A 24,550-nucleotide genomic window follows, 5' to 3' on the forward strand; every position below is an offset into this window, starting at 1 on the left:
ACCGGGCAGACCGCAGAGCACTACCGCCAGCGGGTAATGGAATTCCAGCGCCGCAAGGCCCTGGCCCGGGCGCAGGCGTAAAACCTACTATTTTGCACGAGCCATGGTTGGCTCGTGCATTCTTAAATACTCACGATGAGACTGGCAAAGGATCGCTAAGTCTGAGCAAGAATTCCCCATTTTTGCGAATATACAATGACGAATAATGTTCCAAATGATGCTCTAAATAGAGCAGCCTTTCTAAATGAATTCCTAAATCGCGCTAATGAAATGTATTTCAGAGAAGATAATCCTGAAATACCTGATGCCGAATATGATCGTCTGTTGCGTGAGCTTCAAGAGTTAGAGAAGGAGTATCCACAGTTAGTAAACCCTAATTCGCCTACTCAAAGAGTGGGGAGTGCTCCTTTAGCTATGTTTGAAGAAGTTCAGCATGAAGTACCAATGCTTTCTTTGGATAACGCATTTAACGAAGAGGATTTGTTTGAGTTTGATCGTCGAATTCGAGATCGAATAAATATAGATAATAAAATTGAGTACTCTTGCGAGTTGAAGTTGGATGGAATTGCAATAAGTCTAACTTATATAGATGGAAAATTTGTAAGAGCTGCTACTCGAGGCGATGGTTATGTAGGGGAGGATATTACTGAGAATGTTCGTACTATCCGCTCTGTGCCTTTAAGTATTAAATCGAACCAAGATATTCCACTGTTGGAAGTTCGTGGTGAGATCTTTATGCCCAAAAATGGTTTTAAAAAATTTAATGAGAGAGCAATAAAGAAAGGTGAAAAACCATTTGTGAACCCTAGAAATGCGGCGGGTGGAAGTCTTCGCCAATTAGATTCTCGAGTAACTGCTAAGCGCCCTTTGAAGTTTTTTGTGTATGGCGTTGGTAATTTCGAAGGAGTTGAGATGCCTATAGAGCAATCTAAGATGCTCGACTTGTTAAGTACTTGGGGGTTTAGTGAAAATAGATATCTAAAAACTGCTAAAGGTATAAAGGAATGTTTGCACTATTATCATGAGATGAGTGAAAGAAGGGGTTCTTTACCATTTGAAATTGATGGTATCGTTTTCAAGGTTAACAGTCTTCCACTTCAAAGACGGCTGGGATTTACAGCGAGGGTACCTAGGTGGGCTATTGCATATAAATTTCCTGCAGAGGAGGAAATGACCCGGCTGCTGGACGTGGAATTCCAGGTGGGTCGCACCGGTGCAGTGACGCCGGTTGCGCGCCTGGAACCGGTCTTTGTGGGTGGCGTCACGGTTTCCAATGCCACCCTGCACAATCGCGACGAAATCGAGCGCCTGGGGGTAAAGATCGGCGATACCGTGATCGTGCGCCGCGCCGGCGATGTGATTCCGCAGGTGGTTTCGGTTGTGGAAAGCCGCCGCCCCGACGATGCGCGCAAAATCGAGTTTCCCGATCACTGCCCGGTGTGCGAGTCCCCGGTGGAAACCACTCCGGGAGAGGCGGTTGCCCGCTGCAGCGGCGGCCTTATTTGCAGTGCCCAGCGCAAGCAGGCGATCAAGCATTTTGCCTCCCGCAAGGCGATGGACATCGACGGCCTGGGAGACAAACTGGTGGACCAGCTGGTGGATGAAGGTCTGCTGCACTCGGTATCCGGGTTGTACCGGCTCGAACTGGAGCCGCTGGTTGCACTGGAGCGGATGGGGGAAAAGTCCGCGCAAAACCTGCTCGATGCCCTCGAGCGAAGCAAGCATACGACGCTGCCTAAATTCCTCTACGCGCTCGGTATTCGCGAAGTGGGTGAAGCCACCGCGCGCAACCTGGCGCGGCATTTCGGTGAGCTCGACAACCTGATGCAGGCGGATACGGAAGCGTTGCAGCAGGTCGAGGATGTGGGTCCGGTGGTGGCGCATTTCGTTGCCGAGTTTTTCGAGCAGCCGCACAACCTGGAAGAAATTGAAGCGCTGAAACAGGCGGGCATTTTCTGGGAAGCGGAAGCGCGGGAAGAGGGCGAACAGCCCCTCGCGGGCCAGACCTGGGTCTTGACCGGCAAACTGGAAACCCTGTCCCGTAGCGAAGGCAAAGATTACCTGCAGCGCCTGGGCGCGAAAGTGGCCGGCAGTGTATCGGCGAATACGCACACCGTAGTCGCCGGACCGGGCGCCGGGTCCAAACTGAACAAAGCCCGCGACCTGGAGATCCCGGTTCTCGACGAGGAAGCCTTCATCGCGATGTTGCGCGATGAGGGTATCGAAATCTGATCGTTCTGAATGAAAAAACAGCATAAATTCTGCTGTTTTCTCCGGCAATCTGGAAATGCGAACCCGGTGGCGATTTGTCTCCACTGGGTGGTGGCTTTCTCGCGGTTGCGCCGTTAAAGTTGGCAGCAAGAGTGATATTGCATCAGTGTATTTATTGACCCGGTGACATCGCTGACCGGGTCAGATTCAGGCGCGTTGCTGCCTTCGCGAGGATTGTGCAGAGTGATTCAGGGCGATCAGGAATCTATTGTCTACGGCTGTATCAAAGACAGTAACAGCCTGGCCGGTGGCAGTGAGCGCCGCCGGGTGAATCGCGAAGCGGTACTCGCGCTGCCCAGTGCCGATGAGTGGCCATTTCTGTGCCGCGACATGTTTTCCATTCCCACCATCAAGGTCAAGCAATCCCAGTACCAGACCGATGTGATTCACTTTGGTGCTTCCTATCGCGCAGTGGAGTACGAGTGGAATCACTGGATCCAGAAGTTCGAGGAACTGCTGCGCAGCATGTACTGGGTCTCCGCGACCGTGCACCTGGAAACCGAACTCTCCGGTACCCACTCCTTCACCTGGGAGGCCGCAGGCCTGTATCACGAGCCCGGTTGCGGTGATATGCAGGTGCGCTGTGAATGGACCCAGGAAGGGCGCGTCAGCGTCTGAGCGCCTGGCTCACCATTTCCATTTGCGCATTTCCGGCGCTACCCTTTCCGTTCGGTAAAGCTCTAGCCCTGTATCACAGGGGGCAAAGGATCAATGCATGTCGGAAAAAGACCGTGGTGACCAGTACCGTATTGAAAAGGACAGCCTGGGTGAGGTGGAAGTGCCGCAGAGTGCACTTTACGGTGCCCAGACCCAGCGCGCAGTCAACAACTTCCCGGTAAGTGGTTACCCACTGCCGGCACCGTTTATCCGCGCAGTGATCGCGATCAAGCGGGCCGCGGCCGAAACCAACCTGGCCCTCGGGCTGCTGGATGCGGATATTGCCGCGGCCATTTTGCAGGCCTGCGAGCGGGCGTTGAAGGAAGATTTTCCCCGGCAGTTTCCCGTCGATGTGTTTCAGACCGGTTCCGGTACCAGCACCAATATGAATGTGAACGAGGTGCTGGCGCGACTGGCGGAGCGGGAGTCCGGCCTCGCTGTGGGTGCCAACGACCACGTCAATATGAGCCAGAGCAGCAATGACGTGATCCCGACCGCGATTCACCTGTCCACCATGCTGGAAATTCAAAACCACCTGCTGCCATCGCTGCGCCATTTACACGATGCCATCTATCGCAAATCCGAGTCGGTGGCGGATGTCGTAAAGACCGGCCGCACACACCTGATGGACGCGGTACCCATTACGCTGTCGCAGGAGTTGTCCGGCTGGAGCGCGCAGATTGATCACAGCTGTGAACGGCTGGAAAGTAGTCTGCCGCGGCTGGCACAACTGGCCCAGGGGGGGACGGCGGTGGGTACCGGACTCAATGCCCACGGGGATTTTGCCGAGCTGTTTGCCCGCCGCCTGAGTACCGAGTGCGGCATTGCACTGCAGCCGGCGGAAAACCTGTTTGCGGCAATCTCCAGCCAGGATACCGCGGTGGAAGTGTCCGGGCAGTTGAAGACCACTGCCGTGGCGATGATGAAAATTGCCAATGACCTGCGCTGGATGAACAGTGGGCCGCTGGCCGGTTTTGGGGAAATTGCGCTGCCTTCACTGCAGCCGGGCAGCAGTATTATGCCGGGGAAAGTGAACCCGGTGATTGCCGAATCCGTGGCTATGGTCGCGGCAAAAGTGATCGGCAATGACACGGCTATTACCATTGCCGGCCAGAGCGGTAACTTCCAATTGAATGTGATGCTGCCGCTGGTGGCCCACTCGCTGCACGAAAGTATTCTCCTGCTGGCGAATGCGGCAAAAATGTTGGCAGATAAGGCGATCGACGGATTTACCGTGAATCGTGAGCAGATTGCACAGGCACTGGCAAAAAACCCGATCATGGTGACCGCGCTCAATCCGGTAATCGGCTATGCCAGGGCCGCGGAGATAGCTAAAGCCGCCTATGCCAGCGGTCGTCCGGTGCTTGAGGTTGCGGTTGAGATGACCGACCTTTCAGAAGAAGAGCTGGTAAAAATCCTCGATCCGGGGCGGCTGGCGAAAGGCGGTATTATTGGCGGCAACGGCTGAGTGCAAGGACCTCACGTCAGCAGCAGGATCCCGAGCAACAGGGATCCCAGCGCGAGTGCCAGGCATTCGATCCAGATGCCCAGTTTGCGCAGTGTGGAACGGTCTTCTGCGCGGTAGAGCAAGTGCTGTTTTTTCATCGTCTGCTCTCCATCAAACCCCTGGAGGCAGTCTGTGAGACTGCCTGCCGTTGACACTGCGGGAACGATGATTCACGATTCTGCGCCGCAAACGGCAGGTATCTAATGGACTCGTTCGCAGGTCTCGACGGCAATCCAGCTCGACTCGGGCCTGTGTCTGACAAAGCCCTGCTTCCTATAGTATTTAGGGTAGTGTTGTCGATCCGTAGCGACCAACCATTCATTTTACTGAAGAAGTACTCCGATATGGCCCCGAAACGCCGTCGATCCTTTATTACCAGTGTCCTTGCCTGTGTTGCGTTTATCGCCGCGGCCATCTGGAGCTGGGACCTGCCGGTTTCCGATGTCGCCAGTTACCTGGTGCTGATGCTGGTTTTTCTTGCCGTGATCGTCGCTGCGGCGGTGGGCTTTGGTGCATTCCTCAACTGGTTGCGCAATCGCAGAAACAAGTAAATGGCAAGTGCTGGCGAAGAAGATATTCGCATTCCCATTGCCTATGTCCAGCGATTGCTGGATGAGGCGGCCAGGAACGGCTGCGATCGGGCGGAGCTGCTGGCGTCCGTGGATATTGCAGAGAGTGAGCTCGAGGGCACTGCAGCTTTTTCCGCGGTGAGATACGGCCGCCTGTACCAGCGCGTGATGTGGCTGGCCCAGGACGAGTGGTTCGGCATGCTCAGTGGCGGGCGCGTGCGCTCCGGCTCCTTCCGCCTGTTGTGCCTGACGGTGGTCAACTGTGCCACGGTTCGCCAGGCAATTACCCTCAGCGCGGAATTTATGGAAATCTGCCGCGGCTTCCGGGTGAAGCCGCAACTGGAATCGGCAAATGGGCGCGACCGCGTCGTCATCACCGGCATCAGTTCCCTCGCCGAGGGCGAGTTTGCCGCGCTGTTGGCAGAGACCAGCCCCGGGGTAATTCGCACCACACTGGCGGTCTGGCACCGCTTCTACTGCTGGCTGGTGGGGCGGGAAATCCCCCTGGCCAAGCTGCATTTCTCCTTTCCCTGCCCGGAAGAGTTCCTGGCCCTGGCCCAGAGCGAGGCGGAAGAGCTGCTGTTCGACCAGCCCTGCAACGCACTGGAATACGAGAGCCGTTATCTCGACTACCCAATCGTGCAGAATCCGCAGACGGTGGAGGATTTTATCCGCACCGCGCCTTACCACCTGGTGATCAGTGACGGCAACGCCAACAGCATCAAGACCAAGGTAAAGACGATTCTCAACCGCGACGTGAGCGAGTCGATGCCCGCCGCGGAAGCGGTGGCGGAGCGGCTCAATATGTCGGTGACTACTTTGCGCCGGCGCCTGCAGCAGGAAAATACGTCTTACCAAAAGCTCAAGGACGAGTGTCGGATGGAAGCGGCATTCCACTACCTGAGCTGCCCGGACCTCTCCAATACCCAGATTGCGGAGATGCTCGGTTTTGACGAGGCCAGTGCATTTTTCCGCGCGTTCAAGAAGTGGACCGGAGTAACGCCGGGTGAATACCGCAAGAGTCACCGCACCACGGTTCCGGCTTCCTGAGGGTTTTCCAAGAGTCCAGATTTTCCACCACTGAAACATCCGCGAAGGCGCCGATGCCGGGTGCTGCCTTGTGAGACCTGCACCGCCATGGATGGCGGTGCAGAGCCCCCAGGGATGGGTTCACGGCGTGTCTCACAAGGCAGCACCCGGTAGCGGTGCCGCCACGAAAATCCGAACAGCGCACCGTATCCGTGCGCGCCGAACCAAACCTTATCTGACTATCCCGTCGCATTTCCGCGCCGCATTTTGTTACCGCTTTGGACGGATTTCGCCATAGAGCGAAACGGGCAATTCTTACTATTATGAATGAAACCAATATATGGGTCACAAATGCGGCCCGCGGGCGCCTTCGCCCGAGAAGACAACAAATTGCGAGAAATAGAGGGTACACAGAATGAGCGAGATCAAGATTCCGCTGCGCGACATGCGTTTTGCCATGCGCGAAATGCTGAACTGGGATCAGCACTACGCATCCCTGGGATACGAAGATGCGAGTCCGGACGTAGTGGACGCCATTCTGGAAGAGGGCGCCAAGTTCTGTGAAAACATCCTCGCCCCCATCAATCAGATCGGCGACCAGCAGGGCTGTACCTGGAATGACGGTGAAGTCACCACTCCGGAAGGTTTCAAGGAAGCCTACCAGCAGTTCGTGGAAGCCGGCTGGCCGTCCCTGGCACACAGTGTCGACCACGGTGGCCAGGGCCTGCCGCCCTCACTGGGCACCGTCCTGAGCGAAATGGTGGGTACCGCCAACTGGTCCTGGGGTATGTACCCGGGCCTGTCACACGGTGCCATGAACACCCTGGAGGCCCACGGTACCGACGCACAGAAGCACACCTACCTGACCAAGCTGGTAGAAGGTAGTTGGACCGGGACCATGTGCCTGACCGAGCCGCACTGCGGTACCGACCTGGGTATCCTGCGCACCAAGGCCGAGCCCAACGCAGACGGCTCCTACGCCATCACCGGTACCAAAATTTTCATCTCCGCCGGCGAACACGACATGGCGGAGAACATCGTGCACATCGTCCTCGCGCGCCTGCCCGATGCACCGGCGGGTACCAAGGGTATCTCCCTGTTTATCGTGCCGAAATTCATGCCCAACGAAGACGGTTCCCTGGGTGAGCGCAACGGCGTCAGCTGTGGCTCCCTGGAGCACAAGATGGGTATCCACGGCAACGCCACCGCGGTACTGAACTTTGACGGCGCCAAAGGTTTCCTGATCGGCCCGCCGAACAAGGGCCTGAACTGCATGTTCACCTTCATGAACACCGCGCGCCTGGGCACCGCCCTGCAGGGCGTCGCACACGCGGAAGCGGGCTTCCAGAAGTCCCTGGCCTACGCCAAAGACCGCCTGCAGATGCGCTCCCTGAGTGGCCCGAAGAACCCGGAAGGCGCCGCCGACCCGATCATCGTGCACCCGGACGTACGCCGCATGCTGCTGACCCAGAAAGCCTTCTCCGAAGGTGGTCGCATGCTGACCATGCTGTGCGCGCAGCAGGTGGACCGCACTCAGGTGGGGTCCGAAGAGGACAAGAAGGAAGCCGACGACCTGCTGGCTTTCCTGACGCCGATTGCCAAGGCCTTCCTGACCGAGACCGGCTGCGAGTCCGCCAACCTGGGCATGCAGTGCTTCGGTGGTCACGGTTACATCGCCGAGTGGGGTATGGAGCAGAACGTGCGTGACGCGCGTATCTCCACCATCTACGAAGGCACCACCGGCATCCAGGCGCTGGACCTGCTGGGCCGCAAGGTACTGATGAGCCAGGGTGAACTGCTGCGCAAGTTCACCAAGGTGGTACACAAGTTCTGCCAGGCGGAAATCGACAATGAGGCGCTGGCCCCGTTCGTCGCCAGACTGCAGGAAATCAACCAGCAGTGGGGCGAGCTGACCATGCATGTGGGCGCCAAGGCGATGGAAAACCCCGATGAAGTGGGTGCCGCCTCCGTGGACTACCTGATGTATTCCGGTTACGCGGTGCAGGCTTACCTGTGGGCGCTGGCGGTAAAAGTTGCGAACGAAAAGCTTGCAGCTGGCACCGGCGAAGAGGATTTCTACCGCGCCAAACTGGCCACCGCTCGTTTCTTCTATGACCGCATCCTGCCGCGCACCGCGGCCCACGCGAGCGCCATGCAGAGCGGGGCGGACAACCTGATGAGTCTGGACGCAGAGCACTTCGTATTCTGAGTCCGATAGAAAACGACACCGCCGCCGGAAACTGCGGCGGTGTTTTTGATTCTGCGGTCGGCCAACGTAGGTTGGCCGCAAGGTTGGTACCCCGGAGTAGCGATGCAATTACCGGCACACATACTCGAGCGCCTGCAACGACTTACTTGTCTGCCTGCAACCACTCGGGTACAGTTTCGATTGCCGGATGGCAGCGATTTTTACCTGCTGGTTGGCGGCGAAAACGGTGCTGAAACGGGACCGCTTTCCGCCATCCAAACCATGGGGCAGATAACAGATCCGCATTTGGAACTGGAGATGTCATTTGACACCCTGAAAGACATCATTGACGGGTCACTCAGTGCACGGCATGCGTTCCTGCTCGGTGATATCCGTTACACCGGGGACAGGGAGTTGGCAGCGGCGCTGGCAGATCTTTTTCGCGTCAACTGATCCTCTCTGTAGATAAGTTTCGACACCCCTGGCGATTGGCGGACAGCATCTCCGTTCGCCAGTGGAGACAATCAGATCAAACAATAATTAACAGTCCGTTGGGCCCGTAAACCGGGAAATTCGACTATAAACGGACATGGAGAATGTCGAGTTCAAGTTCAGCCTGATTTTCTGAAAATGAAAGTCGTGTCACGGTTTCAGAGCGTGGCCGGGCATTCTCTTTCGGAGCCAGGAATTGCTGCGCGTTTTGTGGGCAGTTATGAACCGGAACCGCTTCGCCACCACAAAAACAACAGCATTGGGAGAATAAAGTTGGATATCGATCGCAGTATTCTAGACGTATTTACCGCCGCTGCCGCGAAATACGCTGACCGCCCCGCATTTACCTGCCTCGGACACACCCTCACTTTGGGCGATATCGATCGGCTCAGTGGCAACTTTGCCTCCTACCTGCAGAACAAGACCAACCTGAAGCCCGGCGACCGTATCGCGGTACAGCTGCCCAACGTGCTGCAATATCCAATTGCGGTTTTCGGTGCACTGCGCGCCGGTCTGGTGGTGGTGAATACCAACCCGCTGTACACCAAGCGCGAGCTCAAGCACCAGCTGAATGATTCCGGAGCCAAGGCACTGGTGGTGCTGGCGAATATTGCCGATACCGCGTCCGCGATCATTCCGGAAACCTCGGTGGAGCAGGTGATCGTCAGTGAAATCGCGGATATGCATCCGCCGGTGAAACGCCTGCTGATCAACAGCGTGGCCAAGTACATCAAGAAAATGGTGCCGGAATACCACTTTGCCAACCGCGTGGCCTTCCGCGATGCGATGTCCGCGGGTGCCGCGCAGCCCCACGAAGACGTGCAGCGCGGCCCGGATGATGTTGCTGTGCTGCAGTACACCGGTGGTACCACGGGTGTTGCCAAGGGCGCCATGCTCACCAATCGCAACCTGGTGGCAAATATGGAGCAGGTGCGCGAAGCACTCGGTGACTCCATGAAGGAAGGCGAAGAATTTTATGTGGCACCGCTGCCGCTGTACCACATTTACGCTTTCACCATTCACTGCATGTGTCTGTTTACCACCGGCAACCACTCGCTGCTGATTCCCAACCCGCGGGATATTCCCGGGTTTGTCAAAACCCTGAAAGGCAAGCGTTTTACCGGTTTCTGTGGCCTGAACACACTGTTCAATGGCCTGATGCGCTGCCCGGACTTTTCCAGCCTGGACTTCAGCAAGCTGCACACCACCTGTTCCGGTGGTATGGCACTTACCCGTGACACTGCCAAGCGCTGGGAGCAGATGACCGGATGTGTGGTCACCGAAGGTTACGGTATGACCGAAACTTCTCCGGTGGTTTCTTTCAATCCGGCGGAAGCGGTGCAGCTGGGTACTGTCGGCGTCGCGGTTCCCGGTACCGAGGTGAAAGTCGTCGACGAAAACGGCAATGACCTGCCGAACAACAGTCCGGGCGAGCTGTGCGTGCGTGGCCCGCAGGTAATGAAAGGCTACTGGGAGCGCCCGGAAGCCACCGCCGATACCATCGATTCTGACGGCTGGCTGAAAACCGGCGATATGGCGGTGATCCAGGACGATGGTTACATCAAGATCGTCGATCGCAAGAAAGACATGATCATCGTGTCCGGCTTCAACGTTTATCCGAACGAAATCGAAGATATCGTCAGCGCCCACGAAAAGGTTACCGAGGCCGCCGCCATCGGTATTCCCGACGAGCGCAGTGGTGAGATCGTGAAGCTGTTTATCGTCAAAGCCGACGAGTCACTGACGGAAGACGAAGTCATCGCCTACTGTCGCGAAAATATGACCGCGTACAAGGTGCCGAAGAAAATCGAATTCCGCGAGGATCTGCCGAAAACCAACGTCGGTAAAATCCTGCGTCGCGAACTCCGCGACGAGGAATTGAAAAAGGTTGAGGCGGCAACGCCGGCCTGATCAAGCATAAAAAAGCCCGCTGCAAGCGGGCTTTTTTATTTGGCGTTGTCTGGCCGGGAAAAGGCTTTTATTTCCGGCTGTCGGCGCTCTTGTCGCGAATCGCCCGGAACTCGTTGCCCTGGTACCAGTTTGGCCAATCGCGGCTGTTGGCCAGCTTCAGGCCGATATCCAGGCCCAGGGCCAGATCCATCGCGGCGCCTTCCAGATTCCACTGCGGGTCATACTCATCGCCGGGTTTGTGGTACGCGTGCGCGGTGTACTCCTCACCTTTCTGCTGTGCCCACTCGCGGCCGTGCGCAAAACTGTCGGTACCGGAGTCGAAGTAGAGCATCGGCACGCCTTTTTTGGCCAGGCTGAAGTGATCCGAGCGGTAGAAGTAGCCGCGCTCCGGGTGGTCTTCCGGCGCCAGGTAGCGCCCCTGTTTTTCCGCTTCTTTTTCCAGAATTTTTTCCAGTTCGCTGTTGCCGTAGCCCACAACGATCACATCGCGCATTGGTCCCAGCACGCCCATTGCATCGAAGTTGATGCCGGCGACGGTTTTTTCCAGTGGTACCACCGGGTTTTCCGCATAGTACTTGGAGCCCAGCAGGCCGGACTCTTCCGCGGTTACCGCGACAAATACCAGCGAACGCTCGGGGCGCTCCGGCAGCTGCGTGGCCTGGCGGGCCATGGCCAGGAGGCCGGCGGTACCGGTGGCGTTGTCGACTGCGCCGTTGAAGATATGGTCCTCGCCCTCGGCGTTGTCATTCACGCCCAGGTGGTCCCAGTGCGCGGTGTAGATGATCGCCTCGTCGGGGTACTTGCTGCCCGGCAGCTTGGCCACCACATTGCGGGAGTTGGAGGTGCGCACCTGGTTCTCCAGCGAGACGCTGGCAGCCAGATTCAGGGGCTTGGCCTTGAAGCCGTGCTGCTTGGCCGCGTCCATTTCCTGCTGCAGATCGAGGCCGGCAGCCGCAAACAGGGTTTTGGCGGCGTCGCCGGTCATCCAGGACTCGACTGCAACCCGGTCGGCATTCTTGTCGTCTGCCGCGAGACTGATCTGTGCGCTGGACCAGCTACCGCTGACCACTTCCCACGGATAACCGGCGGCACCGGTTTCGTGAATGATGATCGCACCCTCTGCGCCCTGGCGGGCGGCTTCCTCGAACTTGTAGCTCCAGCGGCCGTAATAGGTCATGGCGTTGCCGTTGAACAGGGTCTTGTCCTGGGTGGCATAGCCCGGGTCGTTCACCAGAATGACGGCGGTTTTACCGGTCATGTCCAGCCCGGCATAGTCATTCCAGTCGTTTTCCGGTGCGACGATGCCGTAGCCGACAAAAACCAGCTCGCTGTTGTCCAGTTGCGCAGATGCCTCCTGGCGCATGGTGAACGCGACCATATCGGTGAGCGGCTGCAGTTCCTGGGTATAGGGCTTGCCGTCCACTTCGCCGCTGATGGTCAGCGGTGTGGCCTCGATCTGCATTTCCACCACCGGGACATCCTGGAACCAGCTGGGCTTGCCATCGGCGTCCAGTGCGCCGGGCTCCAGGCCGAGATCCTTGAACTGCTCCGCCAGGTAATTGACGGTGAGTTCTTCGCCCTTGCTGGCGGGGGCGCGGCCTTCGAACTCATCCGACGCCAGTACCGCGATGTGCTTGTGCAGGTCCTGGGCCATGGCGGCCACTTCGGCCTTTTCCGCGTCATTCAGTTGCGGTGCGTTATGTGCTTCGCTGGCGGGCACCTGCGCGTCCTGTTCGGCAGTCTGTTCCGCCTGGTTGGCTGGGGTGGTGGTGGAGTCGGCGGATTTCGGGCTGTCCTTGCCGCAGCCGGCCAGTGCCGCGGCTATTCCCGCCGCTATCCCCGCCGCGAGCAGGGTTTTTAGTGGCCGCTGGCGCCAGTGTGTGTGTTTTATCATGTCGTTTCCTGTGTGTTTTTATGGGGTGGAATTATTATTTTTTTGCCATAAAAGCGAGAGTTTCGCGGATCGGCAAGAAGATATCCCGAGCCAGCTGGCGACAGCGGGCGGGCGACCAGCCCTCAATGGGGTCGGGCAGGTTGTCGTTGTCCTTGAACGGCATTTCCAGAGTCAGGGCCAGGGTGCGGAACTGGTGCCCGCACCAGTTGGTGCCGACGGTCATATTGGCCTCGCCGGGCTTGTCCAGGGGATAGCCTTTTTCGGTCTGGAAATCGGGGCTCGCTTTGTCAAACGCGTCCTTGAACACGCTTTCCAGCTTGGCGTGATGCTCGTCGTAGCCGGGAATGCCTTCACAGCCGGCCACAAAGTTGAATGGCAGGGCTTCATCACCGTGGATATCCAGGAAAATATCGCCGCCGGTAGCCAGCATTTTTTCCCGCACCAGGTAGACCTCGGGGCTGCGTTCCATGCTCGGGTTTTGCCATTCCCGGTTCAGGTTGGCGCCGGCGGCATTGGTGCGCAGGTGGCCGCGAACGCTGCCGTCCGGGTTCATGTTGGGAACGACATAGAAGACCGTATCCGCCAACAGGGCGCGGGCGGACGGGTTGGATTCGTCCAGTAGGGATTCCAGGAACCCTTCCACAAACCACTCCGCCATGGATTCCCCGGGGTGCTGGCGGGCAATCATCCACACCTTGTATTTGGCCTTTTTGGCATCGCCGATGGTCAGAAGAGTCATATCGCGGCGGTCCAGGGTGAGGCCCAGTGTTTCCGCGGCGACGCGTTCGTCGGATTGCGCCCAGGCCAGCAGGTCCAGATGGCGTTCCCAGGAAAAGGGCGCGAAATAGGCCAGGTAAACCGATGGCTGCTCCAGCTCAACACTGAAATCCAGCACCTTGCCATCGTAATCGGCATCAATGCGGAACCAGTTGTGGCGGTCGTAGGACGCGCACACCCGGTAGTTCTCCCAGCCTTCCGGGTAGGCGGCCTTGCCGGCGTTGGTAATACACATGGGGTATTGCTTGCCGACCTCTCCCTCCAGGCGGAAGTGGAACCACTGATAAAAATCTGACTGGTTGTCGATTTTAATGGCCAGCTGGATGGGCTTGCTGTCGGCGTCGATGACTTTGATATTGCCGCTGTCGAAAGCGCTGCTGATATGCATGCTGAAACTCCGCGTTTATTTTGTTGGGAGGATACAGAATCAGAACAAAAATTCAGGGTACCCCGGTGTAGCTTGGGGGAAACCGCTATTGCGGTTTGGTATACGAGAATAAAATTTTGCCAGAATTGCAACGGTTAAAATATTGCGCCGGCAGAAAATAAAGGGCGGGAATTAAAAAGGCACGGTATCCTTGCGAATACCGTGCCTCTGCCATTCCATGGCGGCACCTGCTGAGACTACTGCTCCTTGAAATTTCTGGCGTAGACCGAAGACGACTGCTTTCTGCCCTGGTTGCTGCGTAGGTGCCGCTGTCTGCTGCACCATCAGAAACTGTGTACTGCTCCCTGACATTCCTCAGCAGGTGCTGTTTAAAGTTTAGGCGGCGTCTTTCGTGCAATGGTATCGGGATTCAAAATTTGGCGCACAATCGGTTAACTTTTGTTCAGTTCTGGGGTGCCCCCCTGGTTTAAAGGGGGCGATTGGCGACTCGCCGATTGGGTGTAAAAAGTGCGAACTCGTTCAATTATCCGCCACTTTCGGCCTTCCCGGTTAATCGGGTATTCTTGCCGCAGTTATCGGGCCTGTAGGTCCGCTGGTTAATTATTGTGCGAAATGGGCGCCAGGGATTGCCCGCCAATGACGCACGGCAACGGCTATCGCCGGAGAGTTCCCCATGAAAAAATCCATCAAGCGCGGCGTCGCCGCGACCTGCCTGTTGACCCTGGCCCTGAACCTTACTGCCTGCGGTTACTTCCTGTACCCCGAGCGCAAGGGGCAGACCGGAGGCCGGGTAGATCCGGTAGTGGTGATCCTGGATGGAGCCGCCCTGCTGTTCGGCATTCTGCCCGGTGTGGTTGCCTTCGCCGTGGACTTCACCAACGGCACCATCTACCTGCCGTCCGGTGGCAGCTCCGCCATTGATCGTCACCTGTCCTCCACTGGCGGTGAGGGCAAGCAGGTCCTGGACCAGAATGGCCAGGCCTGGATGGCGCTGCCGCTGGAATCCGTGGCCGGAGACAGTAAAGACGCCGACCAGATTGCGATGGCGGTTGGTAACTTCGTCGGTGCGCCGGTGGCCGCCAGCGAAGTGGTGTGGCTGGAAGACCTGGCCGCCCTCGATCGCATGCGCAGCCAGTCTCGGGCTACCGTTTCTCTCTGAGCCGGGGAGCCTGGTTCGGAGGCGCCGTGTCCGGTAACACCTGCGCCAGCTCCGGTACTGCTACCGGAGCCTGCCGTGAGCTGGCAGAGCGCCGCTATGCACTGCCGGTGAGCGCCCTCTACCTGCCGTTTATCCCGAATCCGCAGATTGTGCATATGGGGCTCCAGCGTTTGCAGCCCCGCCACTGGATCCAGCCCTGCACCACACTGCCCAATTACCTGCACAACAAGCTGAGCGCCCGGCGCCGGCTGGGCTCTGCGATTTTTGCCGCCGAGCCACGCTCGCTGGAGGCCCAGGAAGAGCTGGCCCAGACACTGCTGCAGCACCTGCGCAGTGATCATTCCGTAGACCCCCATTCACACTATTTCGCTACTGCAGGCCGCCTCTGCTGGCAGGGAGGCGGGGGTGCGCTGCACTGGCCGCTCGCCGTCACTTCAGTAGAGCCCCTGTGGGAGGCCAGCCAGTGGGTGGCGGATGACCTGTGCCTGCTGATGCCCGGCAGGCACGGTTATGAACTGGTGGCGGCGTCGCTGGCGGCGCCGAGCTACTGGAAACTGGAGGACAAGATCGGTCGGCCGCTGCAGCAGATTCACGCTCCGGTGCCCGGATTCCAGCAGAAGCTGGCAGGGCAGGTGGCGCGCTTTTTCGAGCACCTGTTGCCGGAATATCCGGTGTGGCGGGGCAACTGGTCGGTGGTGGATTCCCCTGAGCTGCTGCAGCGGGGCGGCGCGTCTGTAGCAGGTGGTGACCTCTATCTGCGCGTTGAGCGCCAGTCACTGCGGCGCCTGCCGCAAACCGGCGCGGTGGCATTTACGATCCGCGTCAGTATCAACCCGCTGCGCGACCTGCTGGCAGTGCCGGGCGCGGTGGCTGCACTGCGGGATGCAGTGAATGCCATGTCGCCGGAAGAGGGGCGTTACAAATCTCTCGCACCAGTGTTGCCGCGCCTGCAGGCATTTTTCGGCGATCACCTGTCCGCGCCGCCTGCCTCCGCAGGCGCCGAGTAGCCCTCCGCCCTCACCGCAATTCTTTCCTGGTCCAGGGCGCCGGCTCAGTCGTCGCTGGTGGACAGGTTCCTGAAGGCCTTGGGCGACATGCCGGTCCAGCGTCGGAATGCCTTGCCGAAGGCGCTCTCGTCGCAGTAACCCAGGGACGCGGCGATATCCACGTTGTTTTTGCCTCCCTCCCGCAGCCACTGGCAGGCGTAGTGGCTGCGCACTTCATCCTGGATGGCGCGAAAGCTGGCGTTTTCCTCCAGCAGTTTGCGCCCCAGGTGGCGGGGGCTGATGCACAACCGCGCTGCCACCTGTTCGCGGCTCAATTGCGGTTCCTGTTGCAGCAGGTGCGCCACCCGCAATTGCAGGCTCTTGCTGGTAAGCGCCTTCAGCAGGGCGTCGGCTTCCGGTTTCAGTCTCGCCATTACATGGCGGTCGGCCGCTTCCAGTGGCAGCTCGAGATCCTGCGGGCGCAGCCGGATGCCGGACACCGGTGCATTGAATTGCACTGGCGCCTGCAGCAACTGCTGGTATTGTTGCTGTACCGCGAGGGAGGGGGTCGGGTAGGCCAGCATCACACTCTGGGGCTGGAGTTCACCCCCGGTCATCAGGCGGGCCTGGGCCAGGCAGATGGAAAGTACCGTTTCCACCCGCAGGCGTCCGCAGCGCATGTAGTTTGCCAGGTAGCACAGGTCGACATAAAAGCTGCTGCGGCGCAGTTCGAACTGGCCGCCCTCGCCCAGCAGGGGGTGGTAGATCAGCAGCTGGTCGATGGCGGCCCCCAGGTTTTTCTGCGTCATCAGCAGGTAGCCCACCAGTCCCATCTGGTTGCCCTGCATGGTCTGGCCGATACGGATGCCCAGTAGCGGGTCCGGGTAGCTCTCCTCCAGCGCCGCCCAGAACTCTTCCTGGACCCGCAGGGGAACGCGCTCCATTTCGTTAATGGAGGTCAATAGATCTTTGGCATCTGATGGCAGCTCCAGCTGTAAATGCTTTAGAGCTTTGATGATTGCTTGGGTGTAGCTGAGGGTGACGCTACCGTTACCGGATGGGCTCACAAAAACTGTCCGAAATTAACCAGAGGTGGCCCGATTATGACGACGGCTGCCCAGCTTGTCACGTTATATTGATCCCAATGAGAGGATTTGGGAGAAAAATAATGAAACCTTTTGCTGTTATTGGCGCCGGTCCGATGGGGCTGTGCAGTGTCCGCAACCTGGTCAAACACGGAATTCCCTGCGTGGGATTCGAGATCCACGGTGATGTCGGCGGACTCTGGGATATCGACAGCCCCACCAGCACCATGTATGAATCCGCGCACCTGATCTCCTCCAAGCGGATGACCGAATTCGCGGAGTTCCCCATGGGGGATGAGGTCGCGCTGTTTCCGCATCACAGCGAAATGTGTACCTACTTCCGGGACTACGCGCGGAAATTCGACCTGTATCGCCACTACGAGTTTAATACCGAAGTGGTCAGTTGCGAGCGCGATGGCGAGGATTGGGTCATCACCACCCGCTGCGACGGCCGCGAGCAGACCCGCACCTTCGGCGGGCTGCTGATCGCCAACGGCACCCTGCATCACCCCAATATGCCGCAATTGCCCGGCGAGTTTGCCGGCGAGGTCCTGCATTCCTCGGATTACCGGGACACCGCGATCTTCGACGGCAAGCGAGTGTTGCTGGTGGGTTGCGGCAACAGCGGTGCCGATATCGCGGTGGATGCGGTACACCGGGCAAAGAGCGTGGATATCAGCCTGCGCCGCGGCTACTACTTCCTGCCCAAGTTTATCGCCGGCAAGGCCACAGACGCGCTGGGCGGCAAGATCAAGCTGCCGCGGTTTATCCAGCAGCGCATCAGCGCCGCCATTTCCCGCCTGATGCTGGGCAAGCCGGAACAGTATGGGCTGCCGAAGCCGGACTACAAGATGTTCGAATCGCACCCGGTGATCAACTCGCTGATCCTGCACCATATCGGCCACGGCGATATCAGCGTGCAGAAGGATATCGCCAAAGTGGACGGAAACACGGTGACCTTCACCGATGGTTCCAGCGGCGAATACGACATGATCATGCTGGCCACCGGGTACAAGCTGCACTATCCGTTCATCGCCCGCGAACACCTGAACTGGACCGGCTACGCACCGAAGATGTACCTGAACGTGTTCCATCCGGAGTACGACAACCTGTTCCTGATGGGCATGGTGGAAGCCACCGGCCTCGGCTGGGAAGGGCGCAACCGCCAGGCGGAAATGGTGGCACTTTATATCCAGCAGCTGGCGCGGGGCGCGGCCTCTGCCAGGCAGCTGAAGGCGGTCAAGCAGGCCCAGGCCGGCAATCGCGCGGACGGCGGCATGCAGTACCTGCAGCTGGAGCGGATGGCGTACTACGTGCACAAGGATGCGTACCTGGATGCACTGGCTGGTCACACTCGGGACTTGCTAAAGGATTACGCCGCCGTGGATACTGATCGTTTTTCCACCAGTGCGGTGGGGGCGGCCCACTGAGGCCGCCATCAATAATCCATGAGTAGTGCTATATCCAGCCCAACCGGTACCGACGTCGTGAATACTGCAATTGCCGCTTCAATGGACAGCTTTCAAATGTCACCCGCGGCACTGCTGGCCCTCAACGCGGTGCTGGCGTTCATGATGTTCGGGGTATCCCTCGGGCTGCGTCCCAGTGATTTCTCCAATGTGCTGCGCCGCCCGGTGGCACCGGTGACCGGTTTGGTGGCGCAGTTCATGCTGTTGCCGGCCATTACCTGTCTGGCGACCTGGGCACTGGATGTCAGTCCGGGCCTGGCACTGGGGATGATCCTGGTGTCCTGCTGTCCCGGTGGTTCCTTTTCCAATGTGATGACCTGGATTGGCCGCGCCAATGTTGCCACTTCCGTGAGCATGACCGCGGTCTCCAGTCTCGCCGCGGTGGTAATGACCCCGTTCAACTTCGCCCTCTACGGGCACCTCAATCCCAACACCCGCGACACGCTGCAGGCGATAGCCCTGCCGGCGGAAAACATGGTGCTGATTGTGGTGCTGGTACTGGCCCTGCCGATGTTGCTGGGGATGATCATCGGCGCGCGCTTTCCGGACTTCGCCCGCAACAGCGACCGCTTCTTCCGCACCGCCTCCCTGGGGGTATTCCTGCTGTTTGTGGCGGTGTCGTTCAGCAAGCACTGGGAAACCGCGCTGCAGGTTGCGGGCTCGGTACTGCTGCTGGTGATTGCCCACAACGCGCTGGCGTTTGTGATCGGCGATGTCAGCGGGCGCCTGGCGCGCCTGCCGGTTGGCGACCGCCGCGCGGTGACCATGGAGGTGGGCATCCAGAACTCCGGGCTCGCGCTGGCGATCCTCTTCACCTTTTATCCGAGCGCCGGGGAAATGCTGGTGGTGGCGGGGTTCTGGGGCGTGTGGCACCTGGTGTCCGGGCTCAGCCTGGCCGGCTACTGGAATTTCACCAATCGACGTGCGCAACAAGAAGTGGCGCAGGCCGACCTTGCCTGAAACTGCTGACTGCGGGCCGGGGCCAGAGACCTGGCCCCGGCAATCAAGTCATGACCAAATGACGTAAACAAAAGCAATAAACACAAGATACAAGTGCATAACAATGAGTGAGAAAAGGGTTCTGATTACCGGTGCAGCCGGTTATGTCGGGCGGCAGCTGGGGGAGTTGCTGGTGAATCAAATGACCGTTATCGGGGTGGATATTGTCCAGCGCGAGGCGGATTTCCCCATCTTCCAGGTAGATATCTGTGATCCGGCACTGGGTGAGTTGATGCGCGCGGAGCGGATTACCCACGTGGTACACCTGGCCTCCGTGGTGGCGCCCGGGCGCGATCGCAACCGCCTGTACAGGATCGATGTCGAGGGCACCCGCAACGTGCTGGATGCCTGTGTCGCCGCCGGCGTCGAGCACCTGACCCTGACCAGCAGTGGCGCCGCCTACGGCTATCACGCGGACAATCCCGCGTGGCTGCGGGAGGACGACCCCCTGCGCGGCAACCCCGAGTTTGCCTATTCCGACCACAAGCGTCTGGTAGAGGAGATGCTGGCGGAGTACCGGGAAAAGCACCCCCGGCTCAAACAGCTGATTTTCCGCCCCTGTTCCATTATCGGCGCCGCAACCAATACCAAGATCAGTGAGCTGTTTTCCGGCAGCAGTATTCTCGATCCCGGCGGCCACAATTCCCCGTTTGTATTTATCTGGGACCAGGACGTGATCGGTGCGATCGAGTTCGGCGTCTCGCGCAATGCCAGCGGTATCTACAACCTGGCCGGGGACGGTGCGCTGACACCGGAAGAGATCGCCCGCCTGCTGCACAAGCCCCTGCGGCGACCGCCAGTCTGGCTACTGAAAACCCTGCTGGGTATCAGTTACAGCCTGCACCTGGGAGAGGTGCAGCCGGCGCAGCTGATGTTCCTGCAGTACCGGCCGGTGTTGCTGAACACTCGTCTCAAGAACGAGCTAGGTTATGTGCCGCGCAAAACTTCCGCGGAAGCATTTGCCTATTTTGCCAGCGGTGCCCTCGGTATCGAGGTTGACCCGATGCAGGCGCAGGTCACGGTAGCCGATGCCGGTATCGCGCCGCTCGCTGCAGAAGAGCAGGCCGTATGAGTAGTCGGATGCAGGGCGCGGACAAGCGCGAAAAAGTCTATGTGGTTACCGGGGCCGCCGGCGGTCTCGGCTGGGCGCTGGTAGAGGCTCTGGCTGCGACCCACAGGGGTGACAGCCGGGTGCGGTTCGGACTGGTGGATGTGGATGCCGAGGCGGTGGCCGCGCGCGCGCGGGAGCTGGAGCAGCGGGATATCGATGCGGATGTCTTTGTTGCCGACCTTTCCGACGAAAGTGCGGTGGCTGCTTTGTGCGAGCGCCTGCGCGCTCTGTACAAGGGTGTGGACCTGCTGATCAATAATGCCGGCATCACCCATCGCAGCCTGTCCACCCAGACCAGCAACGCGGTGATCCGCCGTGTGATGGCGGTGGATTACCACGCGCCGGTGGAACTGGCCCAGGGCCTGCTGCCGCAGCTGCGCGCCGCCGGCGGCTGTGTGGTGAATATCAGTTCCATGGCCGGCTGGATGCCGGTGCTGGGGCGCGCCGGTTACTGCGCGGCGAAAAGTGCCCTGCACCAGTATTTCGAGACCTTCCGCGAGGAAGTGCGCGATGAAGGGGTGCGCGTGCTGATGGTGTATCCCAGCTTTGTTGCCACCAACATTGATGCCAACGCGCTTTCCGGTGACGGTGGCAAGGCGCAGCACAAGCAGAGCACCGTGGGGCCGATCCGCTCCGCAGAGTGGATGGCGGGCAAGATTGTCGCTGCTGTGGAGAGTGGTAAGGAGCGGCTGTTCCCCCGGGACAAGTCCCTGTTCGGCGCCTATCTGTACAAGCTGGCACCGCGCCTGTTCCTGAAACAGATGGTGCGCAATTTCCGCGTGGAACTGGAAGTGGGCCGCGCAGCGGCCAAATAGCGGGCTGTCGCGCGGGTTGCCGGGGTCGCCGCCAGCGGGCAGAGAGTCCCGGTTACCCGATCATGGTCACCACGCTGGCGGCCAGCAGCAGCCCCATGGTGATGTTGAATGTCCGCAGGTGGCGCGGGTCTGTAAGCAGTTGCTTCAGGCCCACGCCAAACATCATCCACACGATGATGCAGGGGCCGCCGATCAGGATAAACGTCAGTGCGATGCGGCCCGCCTCCCACAGCATGGTGCCGTTGGGGGTAGTGAACGCTGCCAGCGCACCCACCGCCATGATCCACCCCTTGGGATTGACCCACTGAAACGCCACCGCCTGTAAAAAGGTGAATGGCTTTTTCCCCTCGGCCGACCCCACTTCCCGGGTGTTGGCAATGATCCACGCCAGATACAGCAGGTAGGCAATCCCGACCCAGCGGACGATCTCGTGCAGGATTGGAAACTGGCTGAACAGGGCGCCCAGCCCGAGACCGATGGCGATAATCATCGCCGGAAACCCGATACAGATTCCCAGCAGGTGCGGCAGCGAACGGCTGACGCCGAAGTTGAGTCCGGATGACATGATCATCAGGTTGTTGGGGCCCGGGGTAATGCTGGTGGAAAACACAAACAGGACAATGGGCAGCAGGGCTTCCAGCACGGCTAAATCTCGCGGTACAAAATCAGTTGGAATCGGCATCGTGCGCCAGGCTCGGGATTATCCGCCCTGTGCGGGGTGGGGTAAACCGGTTCACCGGGCGCCGTGCTAGAATTTTGCAACTTTTCCGCCAATTCCGGTCAGGTAGATGATCGACAGCCACTGCCATTTTGATTTCGATGATTTCGCCCCCGACCGCGCCCAGGTCTGGGAGCGCTGCCTGGCCGCGGGTATCGAGCGGCTGGTGATTCCCGGAGTCAGCGTTGCCCAGTGGCGATCCCTGTTTGCGCTGGTGGGCACTGAGTCGCGCTGGTACGGCGCTGTAGGGGTGCACCCCTGGTGGGTGGCAGATCTCGCACTGGCACCGGAGAAATTGCAGCAGGCGCTGGTAGAGCGGGTGAACAAGGAGCGCGCCGGCAGTGGCCGTTGCGTGGCGATTGGCGAGTGCGGCCTCGACGGGCATATTGCCACTGCCATGGAGGTGCAGATAGCGGCACTGCGGCCGCAACTGGCGGCGGCCTGTGAGCTGGACCTGCCGCTGATTCTGCACAGTGTGAAAGCCCACAGTGAGCTGCTGCGGCAACTGAAGGAATTCCGACCCTCCAGGGGCGGAGTGATTCACGCCTTCAGCGGCAGCCGGGAAATTGCCCGCGAGTACTGGAAGTTGGGTTTTTATCTCGGTATCGGCGGCACCGTTACCTACGCGCGCGCGGCCAAGACCCGCAGCACCGTGAGCGAGGTGCCACTGGAATCCCTGCTGCTGGAGTCGGACGCGCCGGATATGCCCCACGCCGGCCACCAGGGCGAGCGCAACAGCCCGGAGTACCTGCCGGCGATTGCGGAAACCGTCGCGGCGTTGCGCGGTATTCCGGTGGCGGAGGTGTGCTTGCAGACCCGAAGAAATACCGAACGGCTTTTTGATTTATGAGTTTTTCCGCAGCCCAATTCAAACAGCAGTTTCCCCTGTTCAGCCAGCCGGAAAATCGCGAGCTGGTGTACCTGGACAATGCCGCCACCACGCAGAAGCCCGCTGTGGTGATCGACGCGGTGCGGGATTTCTATCTGCACAGCAATGCCAATACCCACCGCTCCAGCCATCGCCTCGCCCGTCGGGCCACGGAAATGGTGGAGCGGGTGCGCAACCAGGCAGCGACATTTCTCAATGCCGGGAGTGTGCGGGAAATTATTTTTACCCGCGGTGCCACCGAGGGGCTCAACCTGCTGGCCAGCAGCCTGACCGAGGGGCTGGCTGCCGGGGACGAGATCGTCCTTTCCACCGCCGAGCACCACGCCAACCTGGTGCCCTGGCAGATGGCCGCCCGGCGCCACAATCTCACCATTCGCTATGTGCCGGATGAAAAAGGCATACCGCAGTTTGCGCGCCTGCCGGAAGTGCTGTCGCCGCGCACCCGCATTGTTTCCGTCACCGCGGGCTCCAACGCGCTGGGCTTTCGCAGCGACCTGGAACTGCTGCGGCGGATGCTTCGCGGGCGGGACCTGCGCTGGATAGTGGATGCGGCGCAACTGGCGGCACACCAGCTGGTGGACGTGCAGGCCATTGGTTGCGACTTTCTGGTGTGTTCCGCACACAAGTTTTACGGGCCCACCGGTATTGGCCTGCTGTATGGCCGCGAGCAGTGGCTGCAGCAGATGCCGCCGTGGCAGGGCGGCGGCGAGATGATTGCGGATGTGGACCTGCAATCCAGTCACTACGCCGAGCTGCCGCACAAGTTTGAAGCGGGTACCTCGTCCCTGGCTGCCATCGCCGGTCTCGGCGCCTGTATCGAATTTTTGCAGCAGCAGGACAGAGTGGCCATGGCCGCTCACGAGCAGGGCTTATTGAAAAGCCTGCACGGCCAGATGGCACAGTTGCCGGGTATAGAGTTGCTGAGTCACGGGGAAAATAACCTGGGTATCCTTGCATTCAGCGACAGTCGCTTCGCGCCGGTGGACCTGATGCACTGGCTGGACGGCAAGGATATCGCGGTGCGAGTGGGCCACCACTGCGCCCAGCCACTGGTGCGTGCCTCCGGCCACAGTGCCACGCTGCGCGCGTCGCTGGCTGCATACAACACGCAGGAAGATGTAGACCGTTTTGTATCCGCGGTGGCGGAGTTTGTGCAGCAGCTCGACAGTGAGAAGAGTGCGGCGGTTAGCGAGGAACTGGCGATTACCGATGGCTGGCAGGCCGACGATTTCTCTGCCCTGGACCTGGATGCGCTGCGCAGCCGCCGGGGCTGGCAGGAGCGCTATCGCCTGCTGATGCAGTGGAGTAAATCCATAGCCGCAAAGCCGGCGATCCGGCTGCCGGAAAATACGGTCAAAGGCTGCGAATCCAGTGCCTGGCTCGCGCACCAGGCGCTGCATGGCAAACACTATTTCGCCCTCGACAGTGACAGTCGGGTGGTGAAGGGGCTGGGGGCGTTCCTGTTGCTGCAGTTAAATGGCAAGAGTGCGGAAGAAATTCGTCAGACCGACCTGGAGTCGGTATTCCGCGAGCTGGAGTTTGAAAAACACCTGTCGCCGTCGCGCAGCAACGGTTTTTATGCACTGATGCAGCGGGTGAATGAACTGCTGGGTAGCGTTGCTTGAGGGTAACCGCT

The 24,550-nt window shown here is 59.4% G+C and carries 21 protein-coding genes; 16 read left to right on the plus strand and 5 right to left on the minus strand.

Annotation, left to right across the window (positions count from 1 at the left end):
- The first annotated feature begins 195 nt into the window (after window positions 1-195).
- The 3 genes from ligA to QZ511_RS07320 all read left to right on the plus strand — a co-directional run bounded on the left by ligA (window position 196) and on the right by QZ511_RS07320 (window position 4,396).
- Window positions 196-2,232 (plus strand): NAD-dependent DNA ligase LigA, encoded by a 2,037-nt coding sequence (gene ligA / locus QZ511_RS07310; RefSeq protein WP_295801164.1) that lies wholly within the window; start codon window positions 196-198, stop codon window positions 2,230-2,232.
- Window positions 2,233-2,454: 222 nt separating this feature from the next.
- A complete protein-coding gene (locus tag QZ511_RS07315) occupies window positions 2,455-2,889 on the plus strand; it encodes a hypothetical protein (RefSeq protein ID WP_295801166.1) in 435 nt (144 codons plus the stop codon).
- A gap of 97 nt (window positions 2,890-2,986) precedes the next feature.
- A complete protein-coding gene (locus tag QZ511_RS07320) occupies window positions 2,987-4,396 on the plus strand; it encodes an aspartate ammonia-lyase (RefSeq protein ID WP_295801168.1) in 1,410 nt (469 codons plus the stop codon).
- An 11-nt stretch (window positions 4,397-4,407) separates the two neighbouring features.
- On the opposite strand, the gene QZ511_RS07325 is transcribed toward QZ511_RS07320, so the two are convergent.
- A complete protein-coding gene (locus tag QZ511_RS07325) occupies window positions 4,408-4,533 on the minus strand; it encodes a hypothetical protein (protein WP_295801171.1) in 126 nt (41 codons plus the stop codon).
- 246 nt (window positions 4,534-4,779) lie between these two features.
- On the opposite strand from QZ511_RS07325, the gene QZ511_RS07330 reads away from it, so the two are divergent.
- The 5 genes from QZ511_RS07330 (at window position 4,780) to QZ511_RS07350 (ending at window position 10,624) form a co-directional block, all read left to right on the plus strand.
- Window positions 4,780-4,986: a hypothetical protein gene (locus tag QZ511_RS07330; RefSeq protein WP_295801173.1), complete on the plus strand. Its 207-nt coding sequence runs from the start codon at window positions 4,780-4,782 to the stop codon at window positions 4,984-4,986.
- Entirely contained in the window at window positions 4,987-6,054 is a 1,068-nt protein-coding gene (locus tag QZ511_RS07335; protein ID WP_295801176.1) for an AraC family transcriptional regulator, read from the plus strand.
- A 394-nt stretch (window positions 6,055-6,448) separates the two neighbouring features.
- On the plus strand, window positions 6,449-8,242 hold the full coding sequence (locus QZ511_RS07340; RefSeq protein WP_295801179.1) for an acyl-CoA dehydrogenase C-terminal domain-containing protein: 1,794 nt from the start codon (window positions 6,449-6,451) through the stop codon (window positions 8,240-8,242).
- 39 nt (window positions 8,243-8,281) lie between these two features.
- The gene (locus QZ511_RS07345) at window positions 8,282-8,674 is read left to right on the plus strand and encodes an SCP2 sterol-binding domain-containing protein (protein WP_295801181.1); all 393 of its coding nucleotides are present in this window, start codon (window positions 8,282-8,284) and stop codon (window positions 8,672-8,674) included.
- A gap of 312 nt (window positions 8,675-8,986) precedes the next feature.
- Window positions 8,987-10,624 (plus strand): AMP-binding protein, encoded by a 1,638-nt coding sequence (locus QZ511_RS07350; RefSeq protein WP_366935628.1) that lies wholly within the window; start codon window positions 8,987-8,989, stop codon window positions 10,622-10,624.
- 67 nt (window positions 10,625-10,691) lie between these two features.
- Here the strand turns inward: QZ511_RS07350 and QZ511_RS07355 are convergent, their stop codons facing one another.
- Both QZ511_RS07355 and QZ511_RS07360 read right to left on the minus strand, forming a co-directional pair.
- A complete protein-coding gene (locus tag QZ511_RS07355; RefSeq protein ID WP_295801184.1) occupies window positions 10,692-12,518 on the minus strand; it encodes a M28 family metallopeptidase in 1,827 nt (608 codons plus the stop codon).
- Window positions 12,519-12,552: 34 nt separating this feature from the next.
- A complete protein-coding gene (locus QZ511_RS07360; protein WP_295801186.1) occupies window positions 12,553-13,683 on the minus strand; it encodes a M14-type cytosolic carboxypeptidase in 1,131 nt (376 codons plus the stop codon).
- Between the two features lie 673 nt (window positions 13,684-14,356).
- On the opposite strand from QZ511_RS07360, the gene QZ511_RS07365 reads away from it, so the two are divergent.
- Both QZ511_RS07365 and QZ511_RS07370 read left to right on the plus strand, forming a co-directional pair.
- Window positions 14,357-14,842, plus strand: a complete 486-nt coding sequence (locus QZ511_RS07365) for a hypothetical protein (protein ID WP_295801189.1) — start codon at window positions 14,357-14,359, stop codon at window positions 14,840-14,842.
- Window positions 14,843-14,868: 26 nt separating this feature from the next.
- Entirely contained in the window at window positions 14,869-15,849 is a 981-nt protein-coding gene (locus tag QZ511_RS07370) for a DUF3445 domain-containing protein (protein ID WP_295801190.1), read from the plus strand.
- Window positions 15,850-15,893: 44 nt separating this feature from the next.
- Here the strand turns inward: QZ511_RS07370 and QZ511_RS07375 are convergent, their stop codons facing one another.
- Window positions 15,894-16,895 (minus strand): AraC family transcriptional regulator, encoded by a 1,002-nt coding sequence (locus QZ511_RS07375; RefSeq protein WP_295801193.1) that lies wholly within the window; start codon window positions 16,893-16,895, stop codon window positions 15,894-15,896.
- A 101-nt stretch (window positions 16,896-16,996) separates the two neighbouring features.
- On the opposite strand from QZ511_RS07375, the gene QZ511_RS07380 reads away from it, so the two are divergent.
- The 4 genes from QZ511_RS07380 to QZ511_RS07395 all read left to right on the plus strand — a co-directional run bounded on the left by QZ511_RS07380 (window position 16,997) and on the right by QZ511_RS07395 (window position 21,307).
- Window positions 16,997-18,343, plus strand: a complete 1,347-nt coding sequence (locus tag QZ511_RS07380; RefSeq protein WP_295801195.1) for an NAD(P)-binding domain-containing protein — start codon at window positions 16,997-16,999, stop codon at window positions 18,341-18,343.
- 81 nt (window positions 18,344-18,424) lie between these two features.
- Window positions 18,425-19,342, plus strand: coding sequence for a bile acid:sodium symporter family protein (locus tag QZ511_RS07385; protein WP_295801198.1), 918 nt, complete (start codon window positions 18,425-18,427; stop codon window positions 19,340-19,342).
- A 103-nt stretch (window positions 19,343-19,445) separates the two neighbouring features.
- Entirely contained in the window at window positions 19,446-20,453 is a 1,008-nt protein-coding gene (locus QZ511_RS07390; protein ID WP_295801202.1) for an SDR family oxidoreductase, read from the plus strand.
- The gene (locus tag QZ511_RS07395; protein ID WP_295801204.1) at window positions 20,450-21,307 is read left to right on the plus strand and encodes an SDR family NAD(P)-dependent oxidoreductase; all 858 of its coding nucleotides are present in this window, start codon (window positions 20,450-20,452) and stop codon (window positions 21,305-21,307) included. Before QZ511_RS07390 ends, QZ511_RS07395 begins: the two co-directional genes overlap by 4 nt.
- Window positions 21,308-21,359: 52 nt before the next feature.
- On the opposite strand, the gene QZ511_RS07400 is transcribed toward QZ511_RS07395, so the two are convergent.
- Window positions 21,360-21,950: a LysE family translocator gene (locus QZ511_RS07400; protein ID WP_295801207.1), complete on the minus strand. Its 591-nt coding sequence runs from the start codon at window positions 21,948-21,950 to the stop codon at window positions 21,360-21,362.
- Window positions 21,951-22,095: 145 nt separating this feature from the next.
- Here QZ511_RS07400 and QZ511_RS07405 point away from each other — a divergent pair, with 145 nt between their 5' ends.
- Together QZ511_RS07405 and QZ511_RS07410 are read left to right on the plus strand one after the other, a co-directional pair.
- Window positions 22,096-22,875 (plus strand): TatD family hydrolase, encoded by a 780-nt coding sequence (locus tag QZ511_RS07405; RefSeq protein ID WP_295801209.1) that lies wholly within the window; start codon window positions 22,096-22,098, stop codon window positions 22,873-22,875.
- The gene (locus tag QZ511_RS07410) at window positions 22,872-24,539 is read left to right on the plus strand and encodes an aminotransferase class V-fold PLP-dependent enzyme (RefSeq protein WP_295801211.1); all 1,668 of its coding nucleotides are present in this window, start codon (window positions 22,872-22,874) and stop codon (window positions 24,537-24,539) included. The genes QZ511_RS07405 and QZ511_RS07410 overlap by 4 nt, the downstream gene beginning before the upstream one ends.
- Window positions 24,540-24,550 lie beyond the last annotated feature (11 nt).

Origin of the sequence: uncultured Microbulbifer sp. (assembly GCF_913055755.1) — a bacterium.
Taxonomy (GTDB): Bacteria; Pseudomonadota; Gammaproteobacteria; order Pseudomonadales; family Cellvibrionaceae; genus Microbulbifer.

Bases quoted from the DNA above. Each gene is read 5' to 3' on its own strand.
- ligA (WP_295801164.1), top strand. From the start codon at position 196: ATGACGAATAATGTTCCAAATGATGCTCTAAATAGAGCAGCCTTTCTA.
- QZ511_RS07320 (WP_295801168.1), top strand. From the start codon at position 2,987: ATGTCGGAAAAAGACCGTGGTGACCAGTACCGTATTGAAAAGGACAGC.
- QZ511_RS07325 (WP_295801171.1), bottom strand. From the start codon at position 4,533: ATGAAAAAACAGCACTTGCTCTACCGCGCAGAAGACCGTTCCACACTG.
- QZ511_RS07330 (WP_295801173.1), top strand. From the start codon at position 4,780: ATGGCCCCGAAACGCCGTCGATCCTTTATTACCAGTGTCCTTGCCTGT.
- QZ511_RS07335 (WP_295801176.1), top strand. From the start codon at position 4,987: ATGGCAAGTGCTGGCGAAGAAGATATTCGCATTCCCATTGCCTATGTC.
- QZ511_RS07340 (WP_295801179.1), top strand. From the start codon at position 6,449: ATGAGCGAGATCAAGATTCCGCTGCGCGACATGCGTTTTGCCATGCGC.
- QZ511_RS07355 (WP_295801184.1), bottom strand. From the start codon at position 12,518: ATGATAAAACACACACACTGGCGCCAGCGGCCACTAAAAACCCTGCTC.
- QZ511_RS07360 (WP_295801186.1), bottom strand. From the start codon at position 13,683: ATGCATATCAGCAGCGCTTTCGACAGCGGCAATATCAAAGTCATCGAC.
- QZ511_RS07365 (WP_295801189.1), top strand. From the start codon at position 14,357: ATGAAAAAATCCATCAAGCGCGGCGTCGCCGCGACCTGCCTGTTGACC.
- QZ511_RS07380 (WP_295801195.1), top strand. From the start codon at position 16,997: ATGAAACCTTTTGCTGTTATTGGCGCCGGTCCGATGGGGCTGTGCAGT.
- QZ511_RS07385 (WP_295801198.1), top strand. From the start codon at position 18,425: ATGGACAGCTTTCAAATGTCACCCGCGGCACTGCTGGCCCTCAACGCG.
- QZ511_RS07390 (WP_295801202.1), top strand. From the start codon at position 19,446: ATGAGTGAGAAAAGGGTTCTGATTACCGGTGCAGCCGGTTATGTCGGG.
- QZ511_RS07395 (WP_295801204.1), top strand. From the start codon at position 20,450: ATGAGTAGTCGGATGCAGGGCGCGGACAAGCGCGAAAAAGTCTATGTG.
- QZ511_RS07405 (WP_295801209.1), top strand. From the start codon at position 22,096: ATGATCGACAGCCACTGCCATTTTGATTTCGATGATTTCGCCCCCGAC.
- QZ511_RS07410 (WP_295801211.1), top strand. From the start codon at position 22,872: ATGAGTTTTTCCGCAGCCCAATTCAAACAGCAGTTTCCCCTGTTCAGC.